General features: G+C 66.2%; 29 protein-coding genes and 1 tRNA gene. 9 read left to right on the top strand and 21 right to left on the bottom strand.

Annotation, left to right across the window (positions count from 1 at the left end; genetic code table 11):
- The 3 genes from NL1_RS25835 to NL1_RS25825 form a co-directional block, all read left to right on the top strand.
- Positions 1-284, top strand: a 284-nt coding sequence (locus NL1_RS25835) for a tetratricopeptide repeat protein (RefSeq protein WP_156095047.1), incomplete at its 5' end; no start/stop codon positions are given.
- A gap of 431 nt (positions 285-715) precedes the next feature.
- Positions 716-1,009, top strand: a complete 294-nt coding sequence (locus NL1_RS25830) for a hypothetical protein (protein WP_067844512.1) — start codon at positions 716-718, stop codon at positions 1,007-1,009.
- 199 nt (positions 1,010-1,208) lie between these two features.
- Positions 1,209-2,048, top strand: a complete 840-nt coding sequence (locus NL1_RS25825) for a hypothetical protein (RefSeq protein WP_156095046.1) — start codon at positions 1,209-1,211, stop codon at positions 2,046-2,048.
- Between the two features lie 70 nt (positions 2,049-2,118).
- Here NL1_RS25825 and NL1_RS25820 read toward each other — a convergent pair whose 3' ends face one another.
- The 15 genes from NL1_RS25820 to NL1_RS25755 form a co-directional block, all read right to left on the bottom strand.
- Complete coding sequence (locus tag NL1_RS25820) at positions 2,119-2,757, bottom strand: DUF7341 domain-containing protein (RefSeq protein WP_067844508.1); 639 nt, start codon at positions 2,755-2,757, stop codon at positions 2,119-2,121.
- Positions 2,758-2,853: 96 nt separating this feature from the next.
- On the bottom strand, positions 2,854-3,234 hold the full coding sequence (locus NL1_RS25815; protein ID WP_067844506.1) for a hypothetical protein: 381 nt from the start codon (positions 3,232-3,234) through the stop codon (positions 2,854-2,856).
- Positions 3,235-3,460: 226 nt separating this feature from the next.
- Positions 3,461-4,459: a GAF domain-containing protein gene (locus NL1_RS25810; protein WP_067844504.1), complete on the bottom strand. Its 999-nt coding sequence runs from the start codon at positions 4,457-4,459 to the stop codon at positions 3,461-3,463.
- 82 nt (positions 4,460-4,541) lie between these two features.
- Positions 4,542-5,357: a hypothetical protein gene (locus NL1_RS25805; protein WP_067844502.1), complete on the bottom strand. Its 816-nt coding sequence runs from the start codon at positions 5,355-5,357 to the stop codon at positions 4,542-4,544.
- Positions 5,357-5,563, bottom strand: coding sequence for a hypothetical protein (locus NL1_RS37855; protein WP_156095045.1), 207 nt, complete (start codon positions 5,561-5,563; stop codon positions 5,357-5,359). The genes NL1_RS25805 and NL1_RS37855 overlap by 1 nt, the downstream gene beginning before the upstream one ends.
- Entirely contained in the window at positions 5,560-5,949 is a 390-nt protein-coding gene (locus NL1_RS25800; RefSeq protein ID WP_067844500.1) for a hypothetical protein, read from the bottom strand. The genes NL1_RS37855 and NL1_RS25800 overlap by 4 nt, the downstream gene beginning before the upstream one ends.
- Entirely contained in the window at positions 5,946-6,416 is a 471-nt protein-coding gene (locus tag NL1_RS25795) for a hypothetical protein (RefSeq protein WP_067844499.1), read from the bottom strand. The genes NL1_RS25800 and NL1_RS25795 overlap by 4 nt, the downstream gene beginning before the upstream one ends.
- Positions 6,413-6,712 carry a hypothetical protein gene (locus tag NL1_RS25790; protein ID WP_067844497.1) on the bottom strand — a complete coding sequence of 100 codons (300 nt, stop codon included), beginning with the start codon at positions 6,710-6,712 and terminating at the stop codon, positions 6,413-6,415. Before NL1_RS25790 ends, NL1_RS25795 begins: the two co-directional genes overlap by 4 nt.
- Before the next feature lie 149 nt (positions 6,713-6,861).
- Complete coding sequence (locus NL1_RS25785; protein WP_067844495.1) at positions 6,862-8,217, bottom strand: AAA family ATPase; 1,356 nt, start codon at positions 8,215-8,217, stop codon at positions 6,862-6,864.
- Positions 8,214-9,833 (bottom strand): hypothetical protein, encoded by a 1,620-nt coding sequence (locus tag NL1_RS37850; protein ID WP_156095044.1) that lies wholly within the window; start codon positions 9,831-9,833, stop codon positions 8,214-8,216. The genes NL1_RS25785 and NL1_RS37850 overlap by 4 nt, the downstream gene beginning before the upstream one ends.
- Positions 9,814-10,056: a hypothetical protein gene (locus NL1_RS25775; RefSeq protein WP_067844491.1), complete on the bottom strand. Its 243-nt coding sequence runs from the start codon at positions 10,054-10,056 to the stop codon at positions 9,814-9,816. The genes NL1_RS37850 and NL1_RS25775 overlap by 20 nt, the downstream gene beginning before the upstream one ends.
- Positions 10,053-10,457: a hypothetical protein gene (locus tag NL1_RS25770; protein WP_067844489.1), complete on the bottom strand. Its 405-nt coding sequence runs from the start codon at positions 10,455-10,457 to the stop codon at positions 10,053-10,055. The genes NL1_RS25775 and NL1_RS25770 overlap by 4 nt, the downstream gene beginning before the upstream one ends.
- Positions 10,454-10,687, bottom strand: a complete 234-nt coding sequence (locus tag NL1_RS25765; protein WP_156095043.1) for a hypothetical protein — start codon at positions 10,685-10,687, stop codon at positions 10,454-10,456. The genes NL1_RS25770 and NL1_RS25765 overlap by 4 nt, the downstream gene beginning before the upstream one ends.
- 7 nt (positions 10,688-10,694) lie before the next feature.
- Positions 10,695-11,648 carry an ATP-binding protein gene (locus NL1_RS25760; protein WP_067844519.1) on the bottom strand — a complete coding sequence of 318 codons (954 nt, stop codon included), beginning with the start codon at positions 11,646-11,648 and terminating at the stop codon, positions 10,695-10,697.
- A gap of 173 nt (positions 11,649-11,821) precedes the next feature.
- Complete coding sequence (locus NL1_RS25755) at positions 11,822-12,049, bottom strand: hypothetical protein (RefSeq protein WP_156095042.1); 228 nt, start codon at positions 12,047-12,049, stop codon at positions 11,822-11,824.
- A gap of 239 nt (positions 12,050-12,288) precedes the next feature.
- Between NL1_RS25755 and NL1_RS25750 the strand changes: the two genes are divergently transcribed.
- Positions 12,289-12,648, top strand: coding sequence for a helix-turn-helix domain-containing protein (locus tag NL1_RS25750; RefSeq protein ID WP_067844483.1), 360 nt, complete (start codon positions 12,289-12,291; stop codon positions 12,646-12,648).
- Positions 12,649-12,820: 172 nt separating this feature from the next.
- On the top strand, positions 12,821-14,071 hold the full coding sequence (locus NL1_RS25745; protein WP_067844481.1) for a site-specific integrase: 1,251 nt from the start codon (positions 12,821-12,823) through the stop codon (positions 14,069-14,071).
- 100 nt (positions 14,072-14,171) lie between these two features.
- Here NL1_RS25745 and NL1_RS25740 read toward each other — a convergent pair.
- Both NL1_RS25740 and NL1_RS25735 read right to left on the bottom strand, forming a co-directional pair.
- Positions 14,172-14,245, bottom strand: a tRNA-Pro gene (locus NL1_RS25740).
- Positions 14,246-14,421: 176 nt separating this feature from the next.
- Positions 14,422-15,327, bottom strand: a complete 906-nt coding sequence (locus NL1_RS25735; protein ID WP_067844479.1) for a DUF6630 family protein — start codon at positions 15,325-15,327, stop codon at positions 14,422-14,424.
- 403 nt (positions 15,328-15,730) lie between these two features.
- Between NL1_RS25735 and NL1_RS25730 the strand changes: the two genes are divergently transcribed.
- Entirely contained in the window at positions 15,731-18,364 is a 2,634-nt protein-coding gene (locus NL1_RS25730; RefSeq protein WP_067844477.1) for an AAA family ATPase, read from the top strand.
- Here the strand turns inward: NL1_RS25730 and NL1_RS25725 are convergent.
- Genes NL1_RS25725 through NL1_RS25715 form a run of 3 tightly spaced genes read right to left on the bottom strand, consistent with a single transcriptional unit; the run spans position 18,358 to position 20,361 of the window.
- A complete protein-coding gene (locus NL1_RS25725; RefSeq protein WP_067844475.1) occupies positions 18,358-18,771 on the bottom strand; it encodes an ester cyclase in 414 nt (137 codons plus the stop codon). The genes NL1_RS25730 and NL1_RS25725 overlap by 7 nt on opposite strands.
- A gap of 7 nt (positions 18,772-18,778) precedes the next feature.
- Complete coding sequence (locus NL1_RS25720) at positions 18,779-19,195, bottom strand: Dabb family protein (RefSeq protein ID WP_067844473.1); 417 nt, start codon at positions 19,193-19,195, stop codon at positions 18,779-18,781.
- Entirely contained in the window at positions 19,192-20,361 is a 1,170-nt protein-coding gene (locus NL1_RS25715; protein WP_067844471.1) for an MFS transporter, read from the bottom strand. The genes NL1_RS25720 and NL1_RS25715 overlap by 4 nt, the downstream gene beginning before the upstream one ends.
- A gap of 372 nt (positions 20,362-20,733) precedes the next feature.
- On the opposite strand from NL1_RS25715, the gene NL1_RS25710 reads away from it, so the two are divergent.
- From NL1_RS25710 to NL1_RS25700, 3 genes are all read left to right on the top strand, one after another.
- On the top strand, positions 20,734-21,303 hold the full coding sequence (locus tag NL1_RS25710; RefSeq protein WP_067844469.1) for a TetR/AcrR family transcriptional regulator: 570 nt from the start codon (positions 20,734-20,736) through the stop codon (positions 21,301-21,303).
- Between the two features lie 88 nt (positions 21,304-21,391).
- On the top strand, positions 21,392-22,429 hold the full coding sequence (locus NL1_RS40445; RefSeq protein WP_156095039.1) for a medium chain dehydrogenase/reductase family protein: 1,038 nt from the start codon (positions 21,392-21,394) through the stop codon (positions 22,427-22,429).
- Between the two features lie 196 nt (positions 22,430-22,625).
- Positions 22,626-23,123, top strand: a complete 498-nt coding sequence (locus NL1_RS25700) for an IclR family transcriptional regulator (RefSeq protein WP_067844467.1) — start codon at positions 22,626-22,628, stop codon at positions 23,121-23,123.
- A 161-nt stretch (positions 23,124-23,284) separates the two neighbouring features.
- Here the strand turns inward: NL1_RS25700 and NL1_RS40510 are convergent, their stop codons facing one another.
- On the bottom strand, positions 23,285-23,440 hold the full coding sequence (locus NL1_RS40510) for a DUF8730 family Cys-rich protein (RefSeq protein WP_507763277.1): 156 nt from the start codon (positions 23,438-23,440) through the stop codon (positions 23,285-23,287).
- Between the last annotated feature and the right edge of the window lie 25 nt (positions 23,441-23,465).

Here is a 23,465-nt window from a genome sequence, read left to right as displayed (position 1 = left end):
TCGCGCTGCATGAACAGGAGCTCGCCGACACCGAGCGGATCCTCGGCCCCGACCACCCCGACACCCTGACCTCCCGCCACTACCTCGCCCTCGCCTACGGGTCGGCAGGGCGGGTGAGGGAGGAGATCTCGCTCTACGAGCGCACCCTCGCCGACTCCGAGCGGATCCTCGGCCCCGACCACCCCGACACCCGGGCCACCCGCAACAACCTCGTCCGTGCCTACGAGTCGGCAGGACGAGTGTGGGAGGCCATCCCCCTTTACGAATACCGCTCGAAGGGCTAGGGCCGTGTCCACGGCCGCGCGGTAGCACACGAGTCACCCGTGTTGCCTGATAACCACGGTTATCAAGCGAGTTCGCTGAGTATCCGGTTCAGCGAGCTGGCCGGACGTCGTCCGGCGCTCACGGTTCGATTTCTGGTTATCGGGCAACTTCGGCGACGCGGAGGACGGTTATCGTGACCGTGGTGGACGGGGTGGGACCTGACATGGTGATCTCCTGCGTGGCGTAGACCCACGCCTACGAACGCGATATCCTTCCCGGCGGCTCATTCGACGCCCATCGAGCGCCGCCGAGTTGTTCGGCACCGAATCGGGTCGGTCGATCTCCGATTCGCGTAGTCGAGTACTCGCGTCGACGTCTGCGGAACGGTCGAGGATGGTTCCTGACAATCGTGGGGGCGGGTCCGAATTGCCATCGATATAGGGAGCACGACATGTCCGACGCCTTCTTCACCGTGAAGAACCGCCCTCGATCTGTGACCGGCATCCGGCGCACCAGCGGCGGCGGCCCGCAATCGCTGGAACAATCCATCCCGGACGGCGACACGACCGGCGTCCACGTGCAGGGCAGCATGCTGGTGCTGCGCGCCGCACAGCGGTACTTCGAGATCCTGAATCCAGAAGACCGCCTGTACATTCCGCAGCATTTTGTGCCGATCTTCGTCAGCCGCGGCTGGCGGCTCGAAAACGGGCGGCCGTGCGGCTGCAGTGGGTCCGTCCAGGTCTGATTGAAGCGCACTCGGCAGCTCCAATACGTGTCCGTCCATGTGGGAAGCCTGCGGGTGCGGCTGATCATGGGGTGCGGGTGAGAGCATACGGGCTGGTAGAGGCGCAATCGTTACGCCGCCTGGCCAATCCGGCTGGACTATGCAGGCATACGATGAAATTTAGCAATTGTGGGTCGGGGTCTGACCAGGGGTGGTTGTCATGGTGAATCAAACAGAAGTTAGCGCTTTGGCGAATTCGTATCGTGCGACTCTCGCAGCAGGTCGCGAACAATTGGGGGAATCCAAAATCGAGCGGGGCATCTTGCGGGCTCTGACAGTGGCCTCGGCCGACGATAACGCCCGCTGGATTCATTCAGAAGTCCCCGATGGCAACATCGTCGCCCAACCCCTAGACCAGTTGCTACCGTACCTGAAGGACGGTGACTACGTCGGCCCGACACTGAGCGCCGCACGCGAGGAATTGCTGAGTCAGGCGAAGCATCTCGTGCTCACGGGCGCGTTCAGCCAGACGTGGGTGTTTGTGTGGGCAATCATCGGCTCTGCGCTGGGTATCATCATGCAAGGTATAGTCAGCGCGGGTGAATCGACTGGACGCTTCATCTACTGGGTGATTTTCAGCGGCGCCATCGCGATCGGACCCCTTTACCATGTGCTGGTTGTAACGGCGAACAGTGTGGCCCGATCGGACGCGCCGACTGCGGCAGCACATGGTGTCAACAAGATCTTCGCCTACCCCACTAATGTCGGCGAGCGAGCTTTAGGGATTTTCAATCAGACAATTGGCGATTGGCTGAGAACAACGCGCATACCCGACGTCTCGTTCCAACGAACTAAGTCGTTGATTCTTCAAACCAGGCTATGGGCAGGTCTGGTCATCTATGGAGCAGCCTGCCTTGCCGCCGTGGCGGTACTCGTGTTTGGCGTGAGCGCGGCCGCCAGTTTCATGGAGGAGGACACGAAGAAGCCGGTTCCCGCCGAATGTTGGAGGACCGAGGAGTTCAGGCCTTCGTACTGCCCCACGCCGCCCTATGGGCGGTGAGAGCCACCGCGTGCCAACGCTGCGCAGTGGTGTCCGCACGCGGCGGTCCGCGGCCACAGCGCGCCTTCGGCTATTCGAGAACCCCCGCGGGGATCTGGCAGCCCAGGGCGGCGGCAAGGAGCCGGTAGTGGGTCGGCGCCCATACGGTGTGGCAGGACTGGCAGGTACACCCCGCGGTGGTGATTTGGAGGGCTGCTTGACGGACTGGCTCCCCGGAGGTGTCAGGCCGGTGCACGGTGCGGACTCCGCAGGCAGGGCAGGCCGCGACGAGTTCCCAACGGCGCACCGGCTCGAGCAGCGCCTTGCCGGTTTCGCTCCACCGCACCAGCTGGTTGATCCATTCACGCACGAACTGCTGGTCCTCTGGTGCCCACGCGGTGGCGGCGAGTTCGTTGAGGCGGCACACGGTCTCGGGTTGACCTTCGGTTGGGCTCGCTCCGGGCCACCAAGCGGCGATGGTGGTGTCGACGTCGGTGAGCCAGTCCAGTCCTTCGACCCAGGCTGGTGGCAGGCTGCGTGGCCGCAGCGTCCCGCCTTCACCTTGCCGGGCGGCGAGTTCGGCGCGAATTTCGCCGTAGACGGATTCGCGGTAGCCGCTGTGAGTTTTGCCGTCGGTGTCGGTGTGGCGGTGCAGCCGGTAGCCGATCAGGGTGTGGACGGCGTCGTCGAGCTCGTCGGAGACGGCGGCGTTGGGTGTGGTGCGGGTCATGAGCGTGAGTTCGGTTGTGTCGCAGCGACGGTCACCATGTCTCTACCATAGCGTGCAGCGGTAGAGAATAGTTCGGCGGTCTGGCGAACTGTGTCCTCAGCCGGCCTGGTGGAATTGCGCGGCGTAGATCATCAGCTGGAATGCCTGCATGCACGTTGCTTGGCCGACCAGGCTGGTGAGCAGGTTGATCGCTTGCTGTTCGTCGCAGTGGTAGAACAGGGTTCGCGCCTGGTTGTAGGTCAGGCCGAGTAGTTCCTGGGCGAGCATCGGCACCGAGCGGATTTTGCCGCGGTAGCAGACCATTTCGTGATACTCGGTCCACTGCGCGCCTGCGAGCGTGACTGTCCATCCGGCGATGCTGTGGGCGGTGCCTTCGGGTCGCCGCTGGGCCCACACGGTGTGGTCGTGCAGGTGCGGCACGGCGCGCAAGGTGCGAAGTACGGCGTTGGCGAGCGGCAGGTTCAGGACGGTAGGCACTGAAACCTCCGGGCTGACAGCACGACGAAACCCCCAATCGGCCGAACGGGTTTCGGCCGTGGATCCATCGACTCGTCTGCGGCCGCGCGGCGGCGAGCGGTTGCAGGCGTGGCGAGTCGGTCTATGGGCGATGGTTCTCAGGGGCGGGGTCAGCCAGGGACAGGGGGGCCATACCCCGAACAGAAGATCGTAAACGTGAGATCCATTATGAAGGAAGGGCTTCCGGCTATTGGCTGGCTGTGTCGTGCGACACGCTCACCAGCGCTGCCGCGATGTCGGGATTGCGGGTCAGGAGAACACGTTTGGCTTCTATCCGGACCGGCGTCCACCCTCCGTCCACGTTTCGGATCCGCAGGACCGCGGTGGCTGGGCCGGTGTCCAGGGTTCGGGACACGCGGCGCGCGGTAGCGATGTCGTCAGGGTGCAGGGCCGGATCACGCTCGGGGTCGCCAGTGAGTTCCCAAGCGATGCCGGGCATCTCGGTTCCGAGCCAGCGGTGTGCGGTGAGGGTCTCGAGGTCGACCAGGGCGTGGTAGACGCCGGGCACGCTGAGTTCGGCCTGCATCACGGCCTGGGAGAACGTCAGCGGCGGTGGCGGGGCGGGCTCGTCGATGCCGTCGCTGATGTCGATGATCAGGCCGTGGACGAACCGTTGGCCATCGACTCGGGCGCCGCGGGCGCAGAAGTTCATCTCCCGCGGTATGCCGTCGTCGCGGATGATGCGCCACGAGTCCTGGAACACCGTCGACTCATCGGCATGCACGGCCATCGCGAGTGCGACACCTTCGTCCTCGGCGAAAGCGAGGTGGCGCATGGCCGACATCCGGGTGATCTCGGTGCGCCGCCGCTCGGGCGGAACTTGGTGGAGGTCGTAGACCTCGTCGGTATACAGGGCGGTCATCTTGTCGAGGTTCCAGTCCCAGGCACCGGATCGCGGCGGCGGCGGGACCTCGGTCCATGGACGCCCAACCCAGATACGGACTCCGTGAATGTTCCCGGCTGCGTTGAGGATTGGTTCGGCGATGAGGTGTTCGTCGCGGTCGTGAGAGGTCTCTTCCCAGCGGTGCCCGCTGCGGCGCACTTGGTTGGTCAGGCGCCGCGCCGCTCGCAAGGACTCTCGACGCAGCACCTTGTGGAAGGGTTGCAGGCGTATGGGTTTGCGTCCGATGGCCATGACTGTCGGCTCGGCGGTGATGCATTCGATCAATAGCCATTCCCCCAGCATGTGTCCCCAAGGTAATAGCAAACGGCGGGCTCGGCACCGTGACGTTGTCGGTACCGAGCCCGCCGTTGCACGGGTGGTTGCTCTATTCGATGACTCCGACGACCATCTGCCCGGTGATCATCTGCACGAACACGTCGGGGTTGACGTGGCCGTCGGCGCGGTGGCGGGCGGTCATGGTGGCGTCGATCTCGACGTTGACCCCGTGGCTGTCGATGGCGGCTCGGTATCCGTCGGCGTCGCTGTCGTCGTCGAGGATCGACAGGAATTGTCCTGCCATCTCGTAGGTTTCACGAACCGCTGGCTGTGGGAGCCCTGGCGGGAAGTAGCGGAACAGCACAGTCTCCGCGATGACTGCCGACCTGGTGCCGGTGGTGTCGCGTTCGATGTGCACGACGACGACGTAGTCGGTGCCACGCCAGGTGCGTGAGAGCTTGTAGGCCCAGATCGGTCCGCGGTAGTGCTCGGACTCGGGAAAGGGGAAGCGCAGCGCGCAGCCATCCGGCGGTATCGCCTGCGGCGGTGGTGGCACCGTGGCGGGCCGAGGCCGTGGGACAGCGACGGGGACGGGTTCGAGGGCGACGATCTCGATCCCGTGGCGTGCCATGCGGGCCGGTAGTGGTTCGACGGGTCCGTGGAAGGTCGATCCAGGGCAGATGATGGGGCTGTCGTCTTGGGCGTAGTCGTAGGCGTCGAGGAGTCTGTCGCAGTCCTCGCACCCGCAGTACATCAGCCGTAGCAGCAGCAGATCCTTGCGAATGGGCAGGGAATGCCATTCGTCGGGGCAGTGCGGGCACGATTCCGATTTCCCGCTGTCGGGTCGGGTGGCCAGCTGTTCGTCGACCAGGGCGTCGATCTCATCGACCAGCATCCGGTCGGGGGTCTTGTTGTGGTGTGGCATCAGTGGATTCCGAGTTCGTCTAGTCGGTCCTCGAGCGCGTTCGCGGCGGCGTCGGGATCGGTGTGGATGGTGCGCAGGTGGCGGATGCGACCGGCGTGGTCGCGGTAGACGGCGCTGGCTGCCCACTGCCGCGGCCGCCCAGGCTGGGTGGGCAGTTCCACTGTGGTGATGGGATTCGAGGTCCCAGGCTGCAGCAGGGGTTTCATCGGCTGCTCCCGAGGACACCGTGGATGCGCATATCCGCGATCAAAATGGCGTCCGACCAGGCGCGGCCTCTGCCTTCGTAGGATTGGACGACGTTGAGCCACAACAGGTCTTGGCCCCACACTCCGAAGCACACGAAGTGCATGACGGTGCTGGCGGCGCTGAGGGCGTGGGCGTCGTGCTCGGCCAGGGCGTCGGGATCGGCGCCCAGGTCGAGCAACGCGCGACCGATGAGCCGCGAGCCCTGCCAGCGCCCGTCGGCGTCGCGGATGACGTAGCGGTCGCCGTGGGGGTGCTCGCTGCTGGTGGGGGTGACGGCATCCGGTGTGACCGCGGCGAGTTCGCGGACCTTGGTGACCAGGGCGGTCGCGGTGATCGTGGCGTTCACAGCGTCCCCCGTTCGATGCGGTCGAGGGCCTCGGCGAGATCGTCGAGGGAGCTGGTGGCCAAGAACAGTTCCACCGACTGGCGTGCGGTGAGCCCGAGACGGCGTTCGGCGTACTCGTGGGCGGTGAGGTTGGCGCCAGTGGTGAGGTCGCGGGCGGTGGTCAGGTCCGGGCTCAACTGGATCGGCGGGCTGACGGTGTCGTCGTTGAGGAACAGGGTGCGCAGGGTCACCGAGTCGTAGGCCCAGTCGACATCACGGTCGAGTTCGACAACCCAGCCCGCGAAACACATCGTGGTCCGGCACACCGGGGTGCCGTCCTCGGCGTGAACAACATTGCGGACATCGACCACGCGGTAGACCCACTGGTCCCACCCCAGACCGGGATAACGGGAATGGTCGGGCAGGCTGCGGATCGTGCCGAGCACACGGCGGGCGAAGCGGATATCGGGGGTGGGTCGACGGATCATGACCGGACCCCCCGCCGCGCGGCGGGCTCGACACCGATCAGCCGTCCCGCGGCGAGCAGCCGCATCCGCTGACCGGGCAGCCAGGTCGCCCCGCAGCAGGGACAAAAACCGGTGAGCCGGTCGCGTCCGTCGACCAGGGTGAGACCCGATTCCAAGGTGTGGGTGGGGCAGGCCGGGCAGCGCTGTCCCGACAGCGTGCGCGCCAGCCGCGACACGATCCGAGCCGTGATCGAAAGGTCGGATTCTTCAGCACTGTCGTGCCCATCTGGGCAGTGCAGTTCCATGACGATTTTCATCGTTTTCTCCCGTAGATGCGGTATTCAATTCACACAGGGAATCTCGGTGAGTGCTAGTCACCATGTGAAATTCCCTGCACACCAGTATATTTCAGCAACAATCGATCATCAACGCATAATATCGATTGGGCTGCAACATATTTCGATAGTCAGCCGTCGAAAACTCCTTTCGTGCGGCACAGCTGGAAATATCCACCCGCCGGTGTCCAGGGGAACCCGCTCGAGGCGTGGTACAGCTCGCGCGGGAACAGGCGTTCATCACGCGCGTAGCGCCACTGGCGCAGGTTCACCACCGAGGGGTGTTCGTCGTCCTCGTGCCCCCGCGCGGGCACGATCCCGTACCCGAACTCGGGCCAGCGCAACAACAGCGACGACCCGATCGGGCGCACCGACCGCGAGCGCCCGTCGGCGGCGTGCGGGATGTGACCTTCGAGGATGAGAGTGAACCGGTACTTCACCCGCAGCCGGTCCAGAATCCGCACCAATTCCCGTGCCCCATCGGCGGCCTCGGTGTCCAGGGCGTTGAGCCGATACAACGGACCCGCCACCACCAGGGCGGGTTGATGGGCGGCGATCGCGGCCTCGATACGCCGAAGCTCGCGCGGGTCCTCGAGACGCACGCCTTCCGGGCGGGCCTCGATGCGCAGCTCATCGCCCCAGTCCGGCCGCGGGTGTGACTGTCGATCACAGACCACGTTCACCCGGCCCACCAGATCGCGGTAGCGGCGACGCAACTGGCCCGGCAGGTTCTCCGCATCGATCACCAACACCCGATGCGAGGCCCTCCTCGGCGCACCGGCCCCGGTGATCGGGGCCGCCAAGAACGGGTGCAGACCGGCGGTGACCGCGACCGCGATCTGCCCCAGCAGCGTGGATTTCCCGAGTCCCTCGATGCCGGTGAGGATCATGCGGTCCCCGTACTCGAACAACTGCGGGATCAACCAGTCGTAGGAATCCGAACCGGCCAGGATCTCAGCGACCGAGGGCGGCAGCGCCGAAGCATCGGGCGCGGCGGGGTCGGACAAATCCAGGTCCAGGGCCTCGCGCGCACGCGCAAGGACTTCACCAGTGAATTCCAGGTCCCCCGACCGGTGCAACGCGTGTAGTTGCTGGATCATGCGGGTCGCCTCGGTGACGGCCGTGCGGGCGTGCCACAGCGTGGTGATCCGGTCGGCGAAGTAGGGCACCGACGCGGGAATGCCTTTGCCGAGCAGCTCCAGGCCCACGCGGCGTAGCCGATCGGCGTTGCCGCCGACTTCGCCCCGGCGCGCGGCGCGATCGATGATGACGGCCGGGTCGGGGACTTGGCCTTCGCGCAGGACCTCGCCCAGGGTGGCGTGCAACAGCTGGTGGTTGGGCCGGTAGAACGCCTCGGTGGCGATGGCGGCGACCTGTTCGGCGACCTCGAGGTTGCCTTCGGCGTACAGCGCCGCGCCCAATACCTGCTGCTCGGCCTCGACATCGCACATCTCCGGGGCGTCCCAGTCCGGTCCGGGATGAGTCATGTTCGGACCTGTTGAACCCGTTGACGCAGCTTCGAGGCCGCCCACAGCCCGGCCTCGCGCATCTCGGCGAGTTCAGCGCGCAGCACGTCCTGGTGCACGCCGCCGTCGAGGAGGGCTTCGAGTTCGGCGCGCAGCGCTTCGCGGGCACCGCCCGGCGGGTTTGCGCCCTGGCGTGACACTGCGTCGAGGTGGTCGCGGGCCAGCCGGAACGCCAGCGCGCGCCGCTCGCCGGCGGTGATCGGGTCCGGCACCGGCAGCGGGCGGTGCGCGGCGGCCATTCGCCGGGCATATCCCGAGTCGCCGTGCGGGTCGAAAAGCCGGTCCTTCTCGGGGTTTTCGGCGACATCGCCGCTGGCCAGGTACTCGGCGCGGGCGTCGATGACCGCCTCGGCGCGGTCGAGCTCGGCCTGGGCCTGGGCGCGGCGAATGGGACCGGTGGCGGGGTCGGCGAGCACCGCGACCGCGTCGGGGACCAACCGAGCCAGGACGCGCCGGCGCATCGCCGAGGTCGCGGGAACCTCCGGGGCGGCGGCGTTGAGCCGGTCGGCCACGTCGTCACCGCCGTGACGAGCCCGCGGCACCGTCGGCCCCGCTGCCGTCGGCGGTGGCAGCGGCGGTGTTGGCGGTGCACCGTTTCCGTTCTTCCCCCGCGCGTTTCTTACTGGCGGGGAGTTATCTACAGAACTAGAGACATCTTTTACTTCTAACTTCTGAGACGCGCGTGCGTTGGTCGCCGGATCTCGCGCGGTTCCGCTGGCAGGTCCGCTAGCCGGTCGGCGGGTTTTCGCCGCTTTCGCCAGCCCGCCGGATTTGCCTGCTGACCTGGCCTGCTCCCTCCTCCGTTGGGGGTCGATGTGGGTGGTTTGGTGGCGGTGGTAGTCGTGCATGATGACGACGCCATGACCGCATGGCGCCGACGTCGTGCACGCACCGTGGTGGCATGGTGCCGCCGTGGTGCAGACATGAGGGCGGCATGATCCGGCCGCGATGAGTGCGTCACGAATGCGTGATGGCGCGATCTTGCGGAACGCTGCGAGCGAGACGATGCCGTTGGTTCGGTTGCGGTGGCAGTAGATCCACAGCTCGATCAACGTCAGTTTCGCCACCGGTGACAGCGGCCCGGTGCGGTGGTTCTCGAGGAAATCGACCGACAACTTGAGGTAGGGGCGGTGGTCGGTGCCCGGTGCATCGGGGTTGCGGTACAGCGGCTGATGGCGGCCGTAGTCGCGCATCACCAACGCCTCTTGCCCGCACGATGCCGCCGTCGTGCACGTGCCGTGGTGGCACGGTGAGGTCGTGGTGCACGTGAGCGGGTGCCAGCATCCGGCCGCGGTGAGCGCCTCACGCAGCCGTTTGGGCACCGTGCGGCGCGCGTAAGCGGCGGGCACGATGCCGTCGGTGCGGTTACGCGCGCAGTAGATCCACAACCCGATCAACGTCAGCTTCGCCACCGGCGACAAAGGGCCGGTGCGACGGTTCTCCAGAAAGTCCACACTCAACCGGATGAACCCGCGCCGATCCCTGCGGGCATCGACGGGATCGCCCCAGCCCGACACCGCAAAGGCGTCCGGCCGCGCTATCCCGTCGGCGCCGGGGTCAGCCGAGAGGTTCGACATCACGGGACTCGTGTTCGCCGTCGTGCCAGCGTCGTTCGGTCACCCACGCACGGCGATCGCCGCTCTCGATGAGGTACCGGCACTCATACAAGACCCGCACGATCTGGCCGTGCTCATCGCGGTCCTGGTCGAGGATGAACCAGCTCTGACCGTCCCCGAAAGGATCACCCTCGCCCGACAGCGGCACCGGTGCGCTCGCGTTCGCGGTCTCGTGGCCGCTCACGGTGCGCCCCTGACAGGGATATACGTCGAGGGACGTCTCGGCCTGCCAGATCCCGTCTGCGAGGAGCGAATACGACCGCGACCGAGCGCGGTGCTGATCAGCCACTGGGCGGTCCCATCATCGAGCGCACTGACCTGCTCGAGGGTGAACGGTTCCCCGGCCTCGATGAGCGCGTCGAGCCGATCGGAGATGCGTTGCTCGGCGGCGGTGAGGATCAGGCAGTCATAGCGCATCACTCGCGTTTGCAGGGTGGCCAGGCTGATACCGAGGTGACGGGCGATGGACTCGTGCGACATCAGCGAACCCCGGAGGAATCGGTATTCCTCGATGAAGATCCGGCGGGCGTCCTCAGCGGCGATGCGTGCGGCGCTGAGCTGAGAACGCCCGCGGCGGGCCGTCATGCTGACCTCGGGTGGTCGAGGTCATCGAGGTACTGGTGGTAGTGGCATTCGCGCCACCGCAGCGGCCCGGAATCACCGTTGAGCCGGAAGCCCTTGTCCGCCAGTGCGTGTGGTTTGGCTTGGGCGCGCCACTGCAACACCAGCTGCTTGGTCACGCGCAGTCGTGCCGCGATCTCGGCGGTGTCGAGCAACCCGTGCTCACACCCGGGTGCGTCACACTGTTTCGTCATTTCGTTCTCACCCCCTCTCCTGGTCGGAGTTGTCGGAGGTTTCGGTGGAGGCGCGTTGCCTGGCCAGTTTGGCCGCGACCGCCTCCATGGCTTCTTTGACCGCCACGATCAGATCCCGCAGCGTGGTCGGTGTCCCCTCCAGGTCGACTGTCGGTGCGCCGAGCATCCGGTAGGAGTTGATCTCGCTCCACAGCGCACGCAGTTGGTCCTCATCGGTGACATCGAGGATCCGCTGCCGGAATTCGGAGACCGTGGGGACCTCTTCGCCGCCGTCGAGCCAGTCGGCGATCTGAGAGGCCAACTCGGCGCCGGGTTGGGCGATGACCTGGTTGGTCAGGAACGGCAGCCGGGTCTTGGAGATGTGCAGGTTGTTGCTCAGATCGAGGTCGGCGACGATGTCGAACTCGAACTCCAGCCCTTCACGCTGCACGGGCCGGGTGCCGACCTTGCGCGGCACCGATCTTCCTTTGCCGTCCTCGTCGACGACGTACTCGGTCTTGGTGCGCATCGTGACGATCAGATGCCCAGGGAAGGTGAGCATCGCCTCGACCATCCGGCGCTCGTCGGGGTTGACTTCCTTCCACCCCGAGAAGCTGTTGTTCCCGGCCTTGCGGCGGTCGACCTGCTCGAGCATCCCGTCCTGGCCCATCCAATAGTGCGACCACGAGTCGATGATCAGCGTGGAGAAACCGTGCCCGGCAGCCACGCCGAGGATTTCCACCAGGCTGGCCGGTGAGAACCGGTCGGGTTCGACCTTCTGCCACTGCCAGCCGTTGAGGCCCTGGTACTTGCTGGCGCTGCCGTGCTCGGTATCGACCATCCCGACGACTCCGCCCTCACGCTGAGCCCATTCCGAGGCCAACGCGAGGGCGGTGTAGGTCTTGCCTGAGCCCGACGGCCCGGCCAGCGCCATGCGCGCTTTGCTCTTTCGCCGGACCGCGGGCTTGAACTCGATCGCCATCACCACCACCTGCCCGGTGGATCGCCGACGAGCCCGGCCACCATCTCGGCGGCGGCCGGGTTAAACTGGTATCGCATAACTACTCCCGTAGATGTGCGCCGACCCGGCGGGGGTGCTAGCCCTGCCGGGTCAACTTATGTCTCCCGTAGATGAATCCCTGCTTGGGCCTTCGGCTACTCCTTCTCCTCGATCCGAAAGATGTTCTCGGCCGGGATGTCCAGTGCGGCAGCGAGTTTCGCGGCCAGCGCCGGGCTGCACGAGGTCCGCGCTCCCGACCGCAGCAGCCCGACGATGCTCTTGCCGCATCCGGCGCGCCCGGCCAGGACGCGGATCGGAATCTCCTTGGCCTGCATCGCATCTCGCAGCGCCGTCCGGGACTTCAACCTCGCCCGATAAGACATCCTGGCTTCCCTCCTGTGGTTCTCCTACCCCTGCCCAAACAGTAACCACAGAACCCATCGGTGTCTACCCGAATGGACTTGTGCATCAATCATTTCCGCAGCTAGTAGCACTTGACGTGTTGTTAAAACTGCACAGTGTTCGCACATTCCGCACCAATCGGTAGGTGGGTGCAGCTCCATGCCCTACCCTTGTGGACATGCCACGCAAGCGAGCCATACCCGAACCATGGGCCTCCGCCATGGCCGCCGCGGGTATCAACAGCCGCAACGAACTCGCCGACACCGCCGGCATCCACGCAACCACCGTCAGCCGCCTGATCGACAACCCCGAACACCCCTCATCACTCGACACCATCCGAGCCGTCGCCGAAGCCCTCAAGCTCGATGTCCGCGACGTCGCACACTGGTCCGGGATCGCGCTCGAGCTCGACGAGCCGTTCGTCGCCCCACCGGAGGCGGCGATGCTGGGCCGCGATCAGCGCAAGCTTGTCTGCGACCTCATCCGTGCATTGGCCGCCACGAACCGACACCCCCGGCCTCCCTTGAAAATTCAGACAACCGGAGTAATGGTGCTCTCCACCGAGACTCCGAATAAATAGCCCGTAGCGGTTATTCATTCACAGCTGAATTCTTGATGCCGTAAGACATTGCCTCCCAGTAGAATTGGTGTGACAACTCCGGCTAGCACCCGGTTGAAACATCTACGGGAGAAACAGTGCGGCACAACCATGCCCTCAACGGTCCGTCAACGACGATCAACGGTGCCGATCGGTGAGCAGACTACCCAAACCGATCGGCACCTTCGGCAAACCAACTGAACCCAAGAAACAGAAGAACGGCACGTTCCGCGCCACGGTGCGCTACTACGGCGCAACTGGAGCCAAGCAGATCGCGAGGTTCGGCGACAGCGCTGACGACGCTCGCAACAAGCTCGCCGAGGCGATGAGGGACTACCAAGAAGTCCATGGCGGGGCGCGAATCACGCGCAATACCAAACTGATCGACCTCGCCGCCGAACTACTCGCAGAACTCGCAAACGACGACTCCTACACCGAAGGGAACATCGAGGACTATCGCCGCGAGATCTATGTGTCGACCGACAAACGGGCAAACCCCAAAACCATCAAGATCGAGAACTCCGTCGGGCATCTGCAGGTCTGGCAAGCCACAACCGGCGAACTGGATAGGCACCTCAAGCGGCTCGTCGCGCTGAAGCTGCGCCGAAAAGCCAAGCAGCACAAAATCATCCTGAGAGCGATGATGGCAATCGCGGTCAGGCACGGCGCACTCGAAACCAATCCCATCGATGGAGTCGCTCCGTTCACCAGGCGCAAGAACCAGGCCCGCGGCAAAGTCAAGGACCAGCGGGCCTTGCCCGCCTTCAGAGCGCAAGTTCGCACCTGGGCGCGCGGGGAAGCGATCCCCGGCACCCCGGCCTACAGATCGGGGCCCAAACGAGACTGGACGCTGGTATGGGTCATCGACGTCATCACCGGCACCGGAATGCGCCCGCACGAAACCTTTGCCCTGCTGCTCGACGAGGTGGACATGTCGGCTCCCGATCCCTACCTCGATGTCACCGGAACGCTCATCGAGGTGCGCGGGAAAGGCCGCGGCGGATGGGAGCGCAAGCCGGTACCCAAGACCGACAACAGCTGGCGCCGCGTCCTGCTGCCCCCGCACTCTGTCGAAGCGATCACCGACACTGTTGCCGATCTGGAGGCGTCCGGCAGGCCCAATCCGATGAGGCTGCTGTTTCCATCGCGTGTGGGGACACCGCGAAGCCCGACGAACTTCGGCAGGATCTGGCGCGCGGCCCGGGGCACCGAGTTCGAGTGGGTGACCCCACGAACCTTCCGGCGCGGTGCCGGTACCGAGGTCGACCATGCCTACGACGACCCGCGCCGGGCAGCCCGCCAACTGGGCAACACCGAAGCGGTCGCCCGCAAGCACTACATCGACATCCCCGAGACCGTGCCCGACAACAGGGACGTGCTCGAACGATGGGCAAGAGGCTCGTGAGCAGCCAAAATGTGACTTAACTGTGGAGTGGTCTCGAATCACAGCGGTGGTATTAGCAACAGAAAACCCCTTCCGACCTGGTCGGAAGGGGTTTTGCTTGTCGGGCTGACAGGATTTGAACCTGCGACCACTTGACCCCCAGTCAAGTGCGCTACCAAACTGCGCCACAGCCCGTGGTGCGCCCGCTTGGGGCGCTTGAAGAGATTACAACAGTGTGTGTCGGGAGAGCTAATCGGCTGGTCAAACGGGGTGGCTCCTGCCGCCCGCAGCCGGTCACGGAATCCACCGTGTCGTTCGTGCTGGGCACCACCGGGCGGGAGTTCGCCGCACTTCGCGTTCGCGCTGGGCGGCTATCGGCGAAACGGTAGCTCGATCGCATCCTCGCCGGCTTGGGCAGTCAGAGCGCGGAGTCGGTCCAGTCGATTGCGCGGAAGGAAGGTGACCGCGTAATCGTCGCTGCGGTTTTGGAGGGAAACGAAAGCGAACTCGGTTGGGCGGCAGATTTCGGCCACGCGTTTCAGGAACGATTCCGCGGCGTCGCCGCTGTGCCGCCCCTTCGTCATCGCTGCGAACGCGGGATACCAGTCCCACGACAGTGCTTTCGGGCACGACGGGAGCTGCTGCAAGGCCTTGCACATCGCGTCGGTGTCTTCCTGCCAATCGAATTGCGCGAGCACGCCGAGACCACCGAAGTAGGGCTCTCCGAGCGCGGAGAGCAAGCCACGCCACGGCCCGAAGTGGTGGGCTTGTTCGGGATCTTCCAAGCGGTGGCGGACGGTGGCGACGAGCCAGGGCTGATCGGGTATGAGCAGTTCGGCGATGGATACCAGCGTCGCGACCTCGCCGACCGCAGGAATCGATGCACCCGGACGGAGCTGGCCGAAGTGAACTTCGCCGGGGCCGTCTACCCATCCCCGGGGGTACACTTCCTCCGGTGAACGAACCGAGAACAGTTCTCGGATGGTGTGCACCGCCTCCGTCGCGATCTCGCGACAGGCTTGCGACCCTGGTCGGCTGATCTCGCGATGCCAGGTCGGGAAGTCCGGGCGTGGACGGGTCCAGCCCGCTTCGAGAAGGTATTGCTGTCCCGGCTCGTCGAGGCTGTCGGATACGTCTACTCCCAGCGAGTCCGGCGTCTTGATGAAGGACACGAACCCGTCGTCGGCGAATTCGAGGCTCAGGACCGTCTCCTCGGGACTGCGATCCAATACCCCGGACAGGTCGGCAACGAACCTCTCCCACTCACGTTCGACCATCGAAATCCCCTCACTCCGTAGCGTTCTCGTCGCGCAACATACTTACATCGGACACCGACAGGCCAAGGCGAATATCTTTCCGCCATAACGGATTACCTGAGGCGTAGCCTTCGGCCGCGTGGCTCTACCCGAGAACCCGACAAGTACCGGCCGGGCCCCATCCGAGCCATCAGCTCTGGAATCTGCGGCCGCCATCGGCTGCGCTACGCGCCGCCGGTGCAGTGGGTCCTGTTCGGCGGGAACGGCATTCACTGTGACGACAGGAAGAAGAGCCGCCAGCCGGATAGGCGATCAATCGGACGCCTCCGACACTCATCTTGTTGTGCGGCTGAGCGTTTCCTTTCCCGGGGCGCTTCCAGCGTTGAGTGTGCTGATTCATGAGCGTCGAGTACGGTTGCGCGCTGTGCAGAATGGTTCGTCGTTGGTCGGTAGGCAGGACGAGATCGGCCGACTGGAGGGACTTACACACTCGGCTGCCGAGGGCCGGGGCGGTGCGCTGGTACTGCGGGGGGAAGCGGGCATCGGCAAGAGCGCCCTGCTCGAGCAGGTCGGCCGAGCGCCTGGGTTCCTGGTGCTGCGGGCGTCCGGGTCGGAGTTCGAGTCCGAGTTGCCTTTCGCTGCACTGCATCAGCTGTGTGTGCCGGTGTTGGGGCGTGTGGATGAGATGCCGGAGCCACTGCGCGTTGCGTTCGGACAGGCCACCGGGGCGCCGGAGATGTTTCGGATCGGGTTGGCGGTCCTGGAGTTGCTCAGCGGGGCTGCGCGAAATCGCCCTGTGCTGTGTGTGATCGATGACGCGCATTGGCTCGACGATGCGTCGACGAAGGCGTTGATGTTTCTTGCCCGCCGGATCGCTTCGGAACCGGTCGCGATGGTCTTCGCGGCTCGCCAGGGGCTCGATGAGCTTCCCGGTATGGAACTGGAGGGTCTGACCGACGACGAGGCGCGTGGGCTGTTGCAGTCCACGCTCGATCCTCGGGTGCGTGACCGGATCCTCGCCGAGGCGCGCGGTAACCCGCTGGCGTTGCTGGAGTTGCCGCACACCGATGGATTCGCTCTCCCCCAGACGTCGTCGGTGGCGAACCGGGTGGAGCGTGGATTCCAGGCCAGGCTGGCGGCATTGCCCGCCCGGGTGCGGTTGCTGTTGACTCTCGCCAGTGCCGAGCCGACCGGCGACCCGGCCCTGTTGTGGGCGGCGGCCCGCGAACTCGGCGTCGATGTCGAGGTGAGCGGCGCTGCGGAAGTGTCGGGCCTGATCGAGTTCGGCACGCGGGTGCGGTTCTGTCATCCGCTGGCGAGGTCGGCTGTCTACCGGGCTGCTGACGCAACGGAGCTGCATGCCGTGCACCGAGCGCTGGCCGAGGTAACCGATCCGGTCACCGACGCCGACCGCCGCGCCTGGCACCGAGCTCATGCCGGTGCCGGGCCGAACGAAGCCGTTGCCGCCGAACTGGAGGCATCCGCGTCACGGGCCCAGGCCCGGTGCGGCGTCGCGGCCGCGGCAGCGTTCCTCGAACGCGCCGCGGCGCTGTCGCTGGACCCGGCCAAACGCACAGGACGCACACTCGCTGCCGTACGGGTCACGGTGGAAGCAGGTGCTGTCGAAGCAGCCTCGGATCTGCTGACCACCGTGGACACCAGCGGCTTGGACGACGAGGTGCTCGCTCGAATCGACTTGCTACGCGGGCAGATCGCGTTCGGTCGGCACGGCGACGGGGACGGCCCGTCGTTCGTGCTCCGCGCCGCGCAGCGGCTGGCCGCCCTGGATCCGGCATGGTCGCGCGACTGCTACCTCGACGCGCTGGAAATGGCGTTGGCTGTCGGCCGCGCCAGCGGGGTGATGGACCGGGTGATCCGTGCATCCGGTTCTGCCCCACAGGCTCCGGCATCACCGGACATCCTGGACGCACTGCTCACGCTGACCACCCGGGGGCACCGGGCGGCGGCGCCCTTGCTGCGGTCGATCGTCACCGATGTCGGCGTGTTCGCTGCCCGTCCCGCACTGGCCACGATGGTCGCGGGCGAACTGTGGGACATCGACGCGCACAACGTGATCACCGAGTGGATCATGAAAACCGGTCGTAGTTCCGGCTCGCCGGTCATGCTGCGGCTCGGTCTTGCCCAGGTGGCCTCCGGCGCCGTGCACACCGGTGGCTTCGCCACGGCGATGTCGGCGATCGCGGAAGAGGAAGCGATCGCCGATGCCGTCGGCGCACCACCGACGATGTACCCGCGGTTGCACCTGGCCGCCATCCGCGGCCGTCAGCAGGAAGCGCGCGAACTCTTCGACACGGCGACAGCGGCGGCTGACGCCCGCGGCGCCGGGCAGCTCATCGCCAACATCCACTGGGCCCAATCGGTGCTGGGCAACGGTCTGGCCGACTATCCGGCGGCGCTGGCCGCCGCGCAGCGGGCCGCAGCCGGTGGTGACCTGTTCCTCGCGGGTATCGCCCTGCCGGAGCTGATCGAGGCCGCGGTGCACTGCGGCCGCAGCACCGAAGCCGAGGCCGCGCTGGCGGCACTGACCGAACGCACCCAGCCGAGCGGCACGGTGTGGGCTGCCGGAGTCACCGCGTGCGCCCGCGCCCTCGTCACCGGGGACGAACCGGCCTATCTGGAGGCCATCGACCTGTTCGACGGAACCCGGCTCACGCCGTACCTTGCTCGGACCGAGCTGCTGTACGGGGAATGGTTGCGCCGCCAGAACCGCAAGCTGGATGCACGCCAGCGGCTCCGCAGTGCGCACAACCGGCTGTCGGAGTTGGGGATGGAAGCGTTCGCCCGTCGTGCCGCAGACGAACTGCGGGCCACCGGAGCCCAGGCGGGCAGCCGTTCCACCCGCACCCACGACGAGCTGACCATGCAGGAAATGCATATCGCGCGGCTCGTGGCCGCCGGTTCGACGACCAAAGAGGTCGCCGACCGGCTCTTCCTCAGCCCTCGCACGATCGATGCCCACCTGCGCAACATCTTCCGCAAGCTGGGCATCACCTCCCGCAGACAGCTGCGGGAGTTGCCCGACCTGCAGCCTCAGTGAATGCCCAGTTGCTGGGCGACCCACATGCTGTCGGCGTTGGCCCAGTACTCGCTGATCAGGTTGTCGGTCACCTTCAGGATGTCGGTGCCGAAGAACTCGATCGGAGTCGGTCCGGGCGCTGCACCGGGTAAACCGGACTGGTACGTCCCGCGACCGAGCCAGCGCAGCACCAGGTAGGGATCGTCGACCAGTGGACCGACCTGAACGGTGAAGCGGAGGTCGGGGACAGCTGCCCGGATGCCGCCGACCCAGGTGCCGAGGTTGTCGCGGCCTGTCGTGTCCGCGGGAGGTCCGCCCAGCAGCGGTGCGGCATGGGAGACGAAATCCGGGTGGACGGTGCCTTCGACCAGCGACAGGTCACCGTTCCATATGTCGACCCAGGCCTGCGCGATCTTGTCGTAGGACATTGTGCTCCTATTCGCCGTGCTGGCCGGGGGCAGCACTGCCGGTGTATTCGCCGAGCTTGGAGACGAGCTTGGTGATGTCGGGCATGGTGTCGTAGCGGCGCTGGTGCAGCTCGGCGATCTTGTCGGCCAGCTGCGGGTCCTCGTCGTCGGTGATGTCGAACGACACGAACTTGTCCACCAGGGGCAGTCCAACCCGGTCGGTGTTGAGGTGGGCCGGATGCACGAGGTATTCCCAGTAGCCCTCGAGGTCCTCGATGGCGAACACCGCGCCGTAGTGGTATTCGCCGCCGTAGTCGGGGCCGACGACGAAGGACTTCACCGACGGGATGACCCGGCCTTGGTTGCGCAGGCTCTCGAGCGCCTCTTCGACCTGTTCGGGGGTGGCGGAGGCCTTGATGGTGAATCGGTTGCCGTGGTAGATCATGCGACTTTCCTGTTCTTGTTCTGTGGCAGGGTGGGCAGCGCGGCCAGGGCCGCGCCCACGGTCATCGCGACACCGCTGAGCGCGAAAGTGTCGGCGACGCCGATGGTCTGGATGAGTGGTTGCACGGCCAGCGGCGAGAGGAACTGGCCGAGGAATATCCCGGTGACGAGTCCGCTGAGGACTTGGCCGCGCCGGTCCGGGGCTGCCAGGTCGGCAAGGCGCAGGTTCAGGTTGGGCACAACGAGGCCGACGCCGATGCCGCCGACGAGCAGTCCGGCCAGGATCAGCGCGACAGATCCCGCGGTGCCGATCACCAGCCAGCCCAGCCCCAGCAGGCCGATGCTGATGGTGGTGATCGTGGTGGGTGCGAGCCTGTTGCGCAGGGCCGGAAAGGCCAGCGCACCAACGACACCGGTCAGTGTGCTCCCGGCGACCACGATTCCGGTGACCGCGGGCCCGACGTGGAAATCGGTGAGCAGGAACGGCAATTGGGTCGGTGCCATGAAGAACGCGAGTGTCGCGACCAGTGCGAGTGCGTAGATTCCGTAGATGCGCAACGAGTTCCGTGACCCGCCGGACGCGGCGGTGGGTGTGGCGGCGCGGGCGGGCTCACCGATCGTCAGCACGGCGAAGGGCAAGATCAGTGCGGACACGGCGTAGATCCAGAACGGCAGTTTCCAGTCCAGGCCGGCCAGTACACCGGCCAGTGGCAGGAACACCACTCCCCCGAGGCTCGCCGCTGCCTGCTGCATCCCGAGGAACGAAGCACGCCGTGGTCCGTCGAACCAGTCGGTGATCAACGCACTGACCGCGGTCATGATCCCGCCGACCGCGACACCGAGCAGTGCCCGGGTGGCCAGCAACACGGCAAGATCGGAGACGAAATAGCCTGCGGTGCCCGCCACCGCGTAGAGCGCCAAGCTGCCGATGAGCAACGGTCGCCGCCCGACTCGGTCGGCGACGGTGCCGCTCAGCGGAGCACTGATCGCGATCGCCAGCGACGTGACCGTCAGGGTCAGCCTGACCAATACATCTGCCGTGTCGAAGACCTCGGTCATCGCGGGCAGACTCGGCGCGATGATGGCCGCGGCCATGATGGTCAGCGTGGCCGCGGCCAGCAGCGTCGCCTGGGCCACCCGCGGGGGTGCGTGCCGGGCGGTGGTCATCGTTCCTCCTCGTCGTTCGTCGACGAGAAGGAGACTTCCAGCGGCACAGTGTGTTTCGCGTCGGCGAAAACTACCTATTCGCCTCGCAGGAGACCACATAGGTAGTTCTCACCGACGCGAGTGATCGACCCGCCGAATTCGAGCTAGTGCCCCGGTCACAAAGGTTGGACACGCAATCCGACCAAAAGGTCACCGTTAGTCGGTCTGGCGGGATGAAGGGGGCCTTCGGTCGGTCACCGCACCGACCATTCTGGACGCGGCACTAGCCGGGTCTATTGGTGTACGCCCACAACTGAATCGGGGTTTCGGGCCACGCGGCCGCGTGTGACTGACGGCTGGACACCGAGCGAGAGTGAGTGTACAGTCACTCACATGACGAAGACCGGTGCCACCCTCTCGACCTCGGATGCCCGGCGCGACGTGGTGATCGACGCGGCGATCGTGGAATTCGCCCGTGCCGGATTCCACGGCACGCCGACCAACGCGGTAGCCACCAAGGCGGGGATCTCGCAGGCTTATGTGTTCAAGCTGTTCCCCGGCAAAACCACACTCTTCGTCGCCGCCCTGGACCGCTGCTTCGAACTCGTCGAGAAGGCACTGTCGGCCGGGGCCACCCGCGCCGGAGAGGCGAGCCCGGAGCAGATCCTGCACGAGATGGGTGGTGCCTATGCCGAATTGATCAGCGACAAGAACCTGCTGATGCTGCAGGTGCACGCTCAGTCCGCGGCCGACATCCCCGAGGTCGCCGACGCGATGCGCCGCGGCCTGGCCCGCACGACGCAATTCGCCAAGCAACGATCCGGCGCCACCGACGAGCAGGTGCAGCGTTTCATGGCCTACGGCCAGCTCTGCCATCTCATCACCACCCTGGGACTGGACGGCGACACCAGCGACTGGGCCACCCTTCTGGCCGCTGGCATCCGCCATCCGGCCGCCCGCTGAGCCGGCACGACCGCACCGCCCCTTCGGGGGCCTTTCTTTGACACTCGAAGTGAGTGAACAGTCACTCATCACCAAGGAGGTTTCACCTATGTCCACCGTGCACGCCACCGAGATCGTTCTCCCCGGCACCGTCGATCCCGACGGATTGCTCATCACCACACGCGAATTGCCCGCACCCGCCGCGGGGCAGGTGCTCGTCACGGTGGAGGCCTCCGGCGTTTCCTTCGCCGAGCAGCAGATGCGGCGGGGCAAGTACTACGACCAGCCGCCGTTCCCGTTCGTGCCGGGCTACGACCTGGTCGGCATCGTCGCCGCGGCGGGTGCGTCGGTCGACCCCGCGCTGATCGGGCAGCGAGTCGCCGCGCTGACCAAGATCGGGGGCTGGTCCAGCCACATCCTTCTCGACGCCGCGGACGTGGTCCCGGTGCCTGTCGGCCTGGGCGCCGCCGAAGCGGAAACGCTTGTGGTGAACGGGATCACGGCCTGGCAGATGCTGCACCGCACCGCCGCGGTGCCCCGTGGCGCGACGATTCTGGTCCACGGCGCCAACGGGGGCGTCGGCTCGACACTGGTGCAGTTGGCCCGTGCGGCGGGGATCCGGGTCCTCGGCACGGCCTCGCCGCGCAACCGTGCCGCGGTCGAAGCGCTCGGCGCGAGCTGGATCGACTACCGCGGCGACGTGGCCGCCGAGGTCCGTGCGCTGGCCCCGGGCGGGGTCGATGCCGTGTTCGACCATATCGGCGGCCCGGGCATCGTGGACTCGTTCCGGCTGCTCGCCCCCGGCGGCACCCTCGTCTCCTATGGCACCGCCTCGACCCGTGATGATGCGGGCGACTCACGCCTGCCGGTACTGAAGCTGTTCGCCCGGCTGCTGTGGTGGAACGCGCTGCCCAACCGCCGCCATGCCCACTTCTTCAACATCTGGGCGGGCAAGCGCAACGCAGGCCGCTTCCGTCACCGGATCGCCGAAGACCTGGGGTCGGTGTTCGCGCTCGCCGTGCACGGAACACTGCGCCCCCAGGTCGCTGCCCGCATTCCGCTGACCGAAGCCGCCCGTGCGATGGCACTTGCCGAGTCCGGCACGGTCACCGGCAAGGTCGTGCTCGTCCAGAGCCTCGATGCCTGAAACCGGGCCGTGCGGTCAGGCGGGGCAGTTGCTCGGTGCCTGCTTGCCTGCGAAGCGATCGGCTGCCCACGACGGGAAGCCCTCGGCGCCGCGGGCGACGACGCTTTCGTGGTCGAGGCCGGGGTATTCGTTGTAGTCGACTGCCGAACCGGCCTTGCCCGTGAGCGCACCGCGCTGTGAGTTCGACGGGGCGGTGATGGCCGATCTGCATGCCGTGGTCGGGCACCACGTGCAATTGGGCGTGCTGCAGGACCGTGAGGTGCTCTACATCGAACGGCTCTCCGCGCCACAAGCCGTCCGCAACCGGGTCCGCGTCGCCGGGCGGCTCCCGCTCCACGCGACCTCGAGCGGGTTGGTACTGCTCGCGCACGGACCTCGCGAGCTCCAGGAATCGGTGCTGTCGGGCCCGCTGCGTGCGCTGACGCCATACACGATCACCAACCCCGATCTGCTGCGCACGACGCTGGGCGAGATCCGGCGCACCGGCCTGGCCTATTGCCCCGGGTTCGTCGACGAGTGCGCCACCGGTATCGCGGTGCCGGTCCGCGCGGCGGGCGGGCGGATCGTGGCGGCGCTGTCGGTCGTCGTCCCCAACGAGGCGTCGGCCCGGACCGCGGTTCCGGCTCTGCATGCGGCAGGCCGGGGCATCTCCCGCATGTTCGGTGCCATGGCTCAGACGCGCGTGATTGCTTGACAGAGCCCATCGCAGCGCACCCAGTTCGGCCGCCCCGTCAACGAGTTCCAGGTGTCCCACCGCACGTGTTCATGCGCAGAAGAACCACTGCACGGTCGACGGTCTGATGGGGAGCGCTTCGACACCAACGGATTTTCCCGACTCGCGACAAACCTGGCCGATCAACCGCCGAAGAACCACCGCTTGCGTGGTCGCGTCTGGTCGGTGCACGAACACCGTTGCGCCTTCGGTACATCGCCGAGTACTTGCTCGACGTGTTCGCCGCATCCGCTGTAGCCGGGCTTGCCGCACTGTCGGCAGACAATTCGTTGGCACATTGTGCTGTTTCCTTTCTTCGAAAAG

The organism is Nocardia lijiangensis NBRC 108240 (assembly GCF_001613045.1).
GTDB lineage: Bacteria > Actinomycetota > Actinomycetes > Mycobacteriales > Mycobacteriaceae > Nocardia > Nocardia lijiangensis.
The sequence above is the reverse complement of the archived record's forward strand: the minus strand, read 5'-3'. Positions and strand labels throughout refer to the sequence as shown.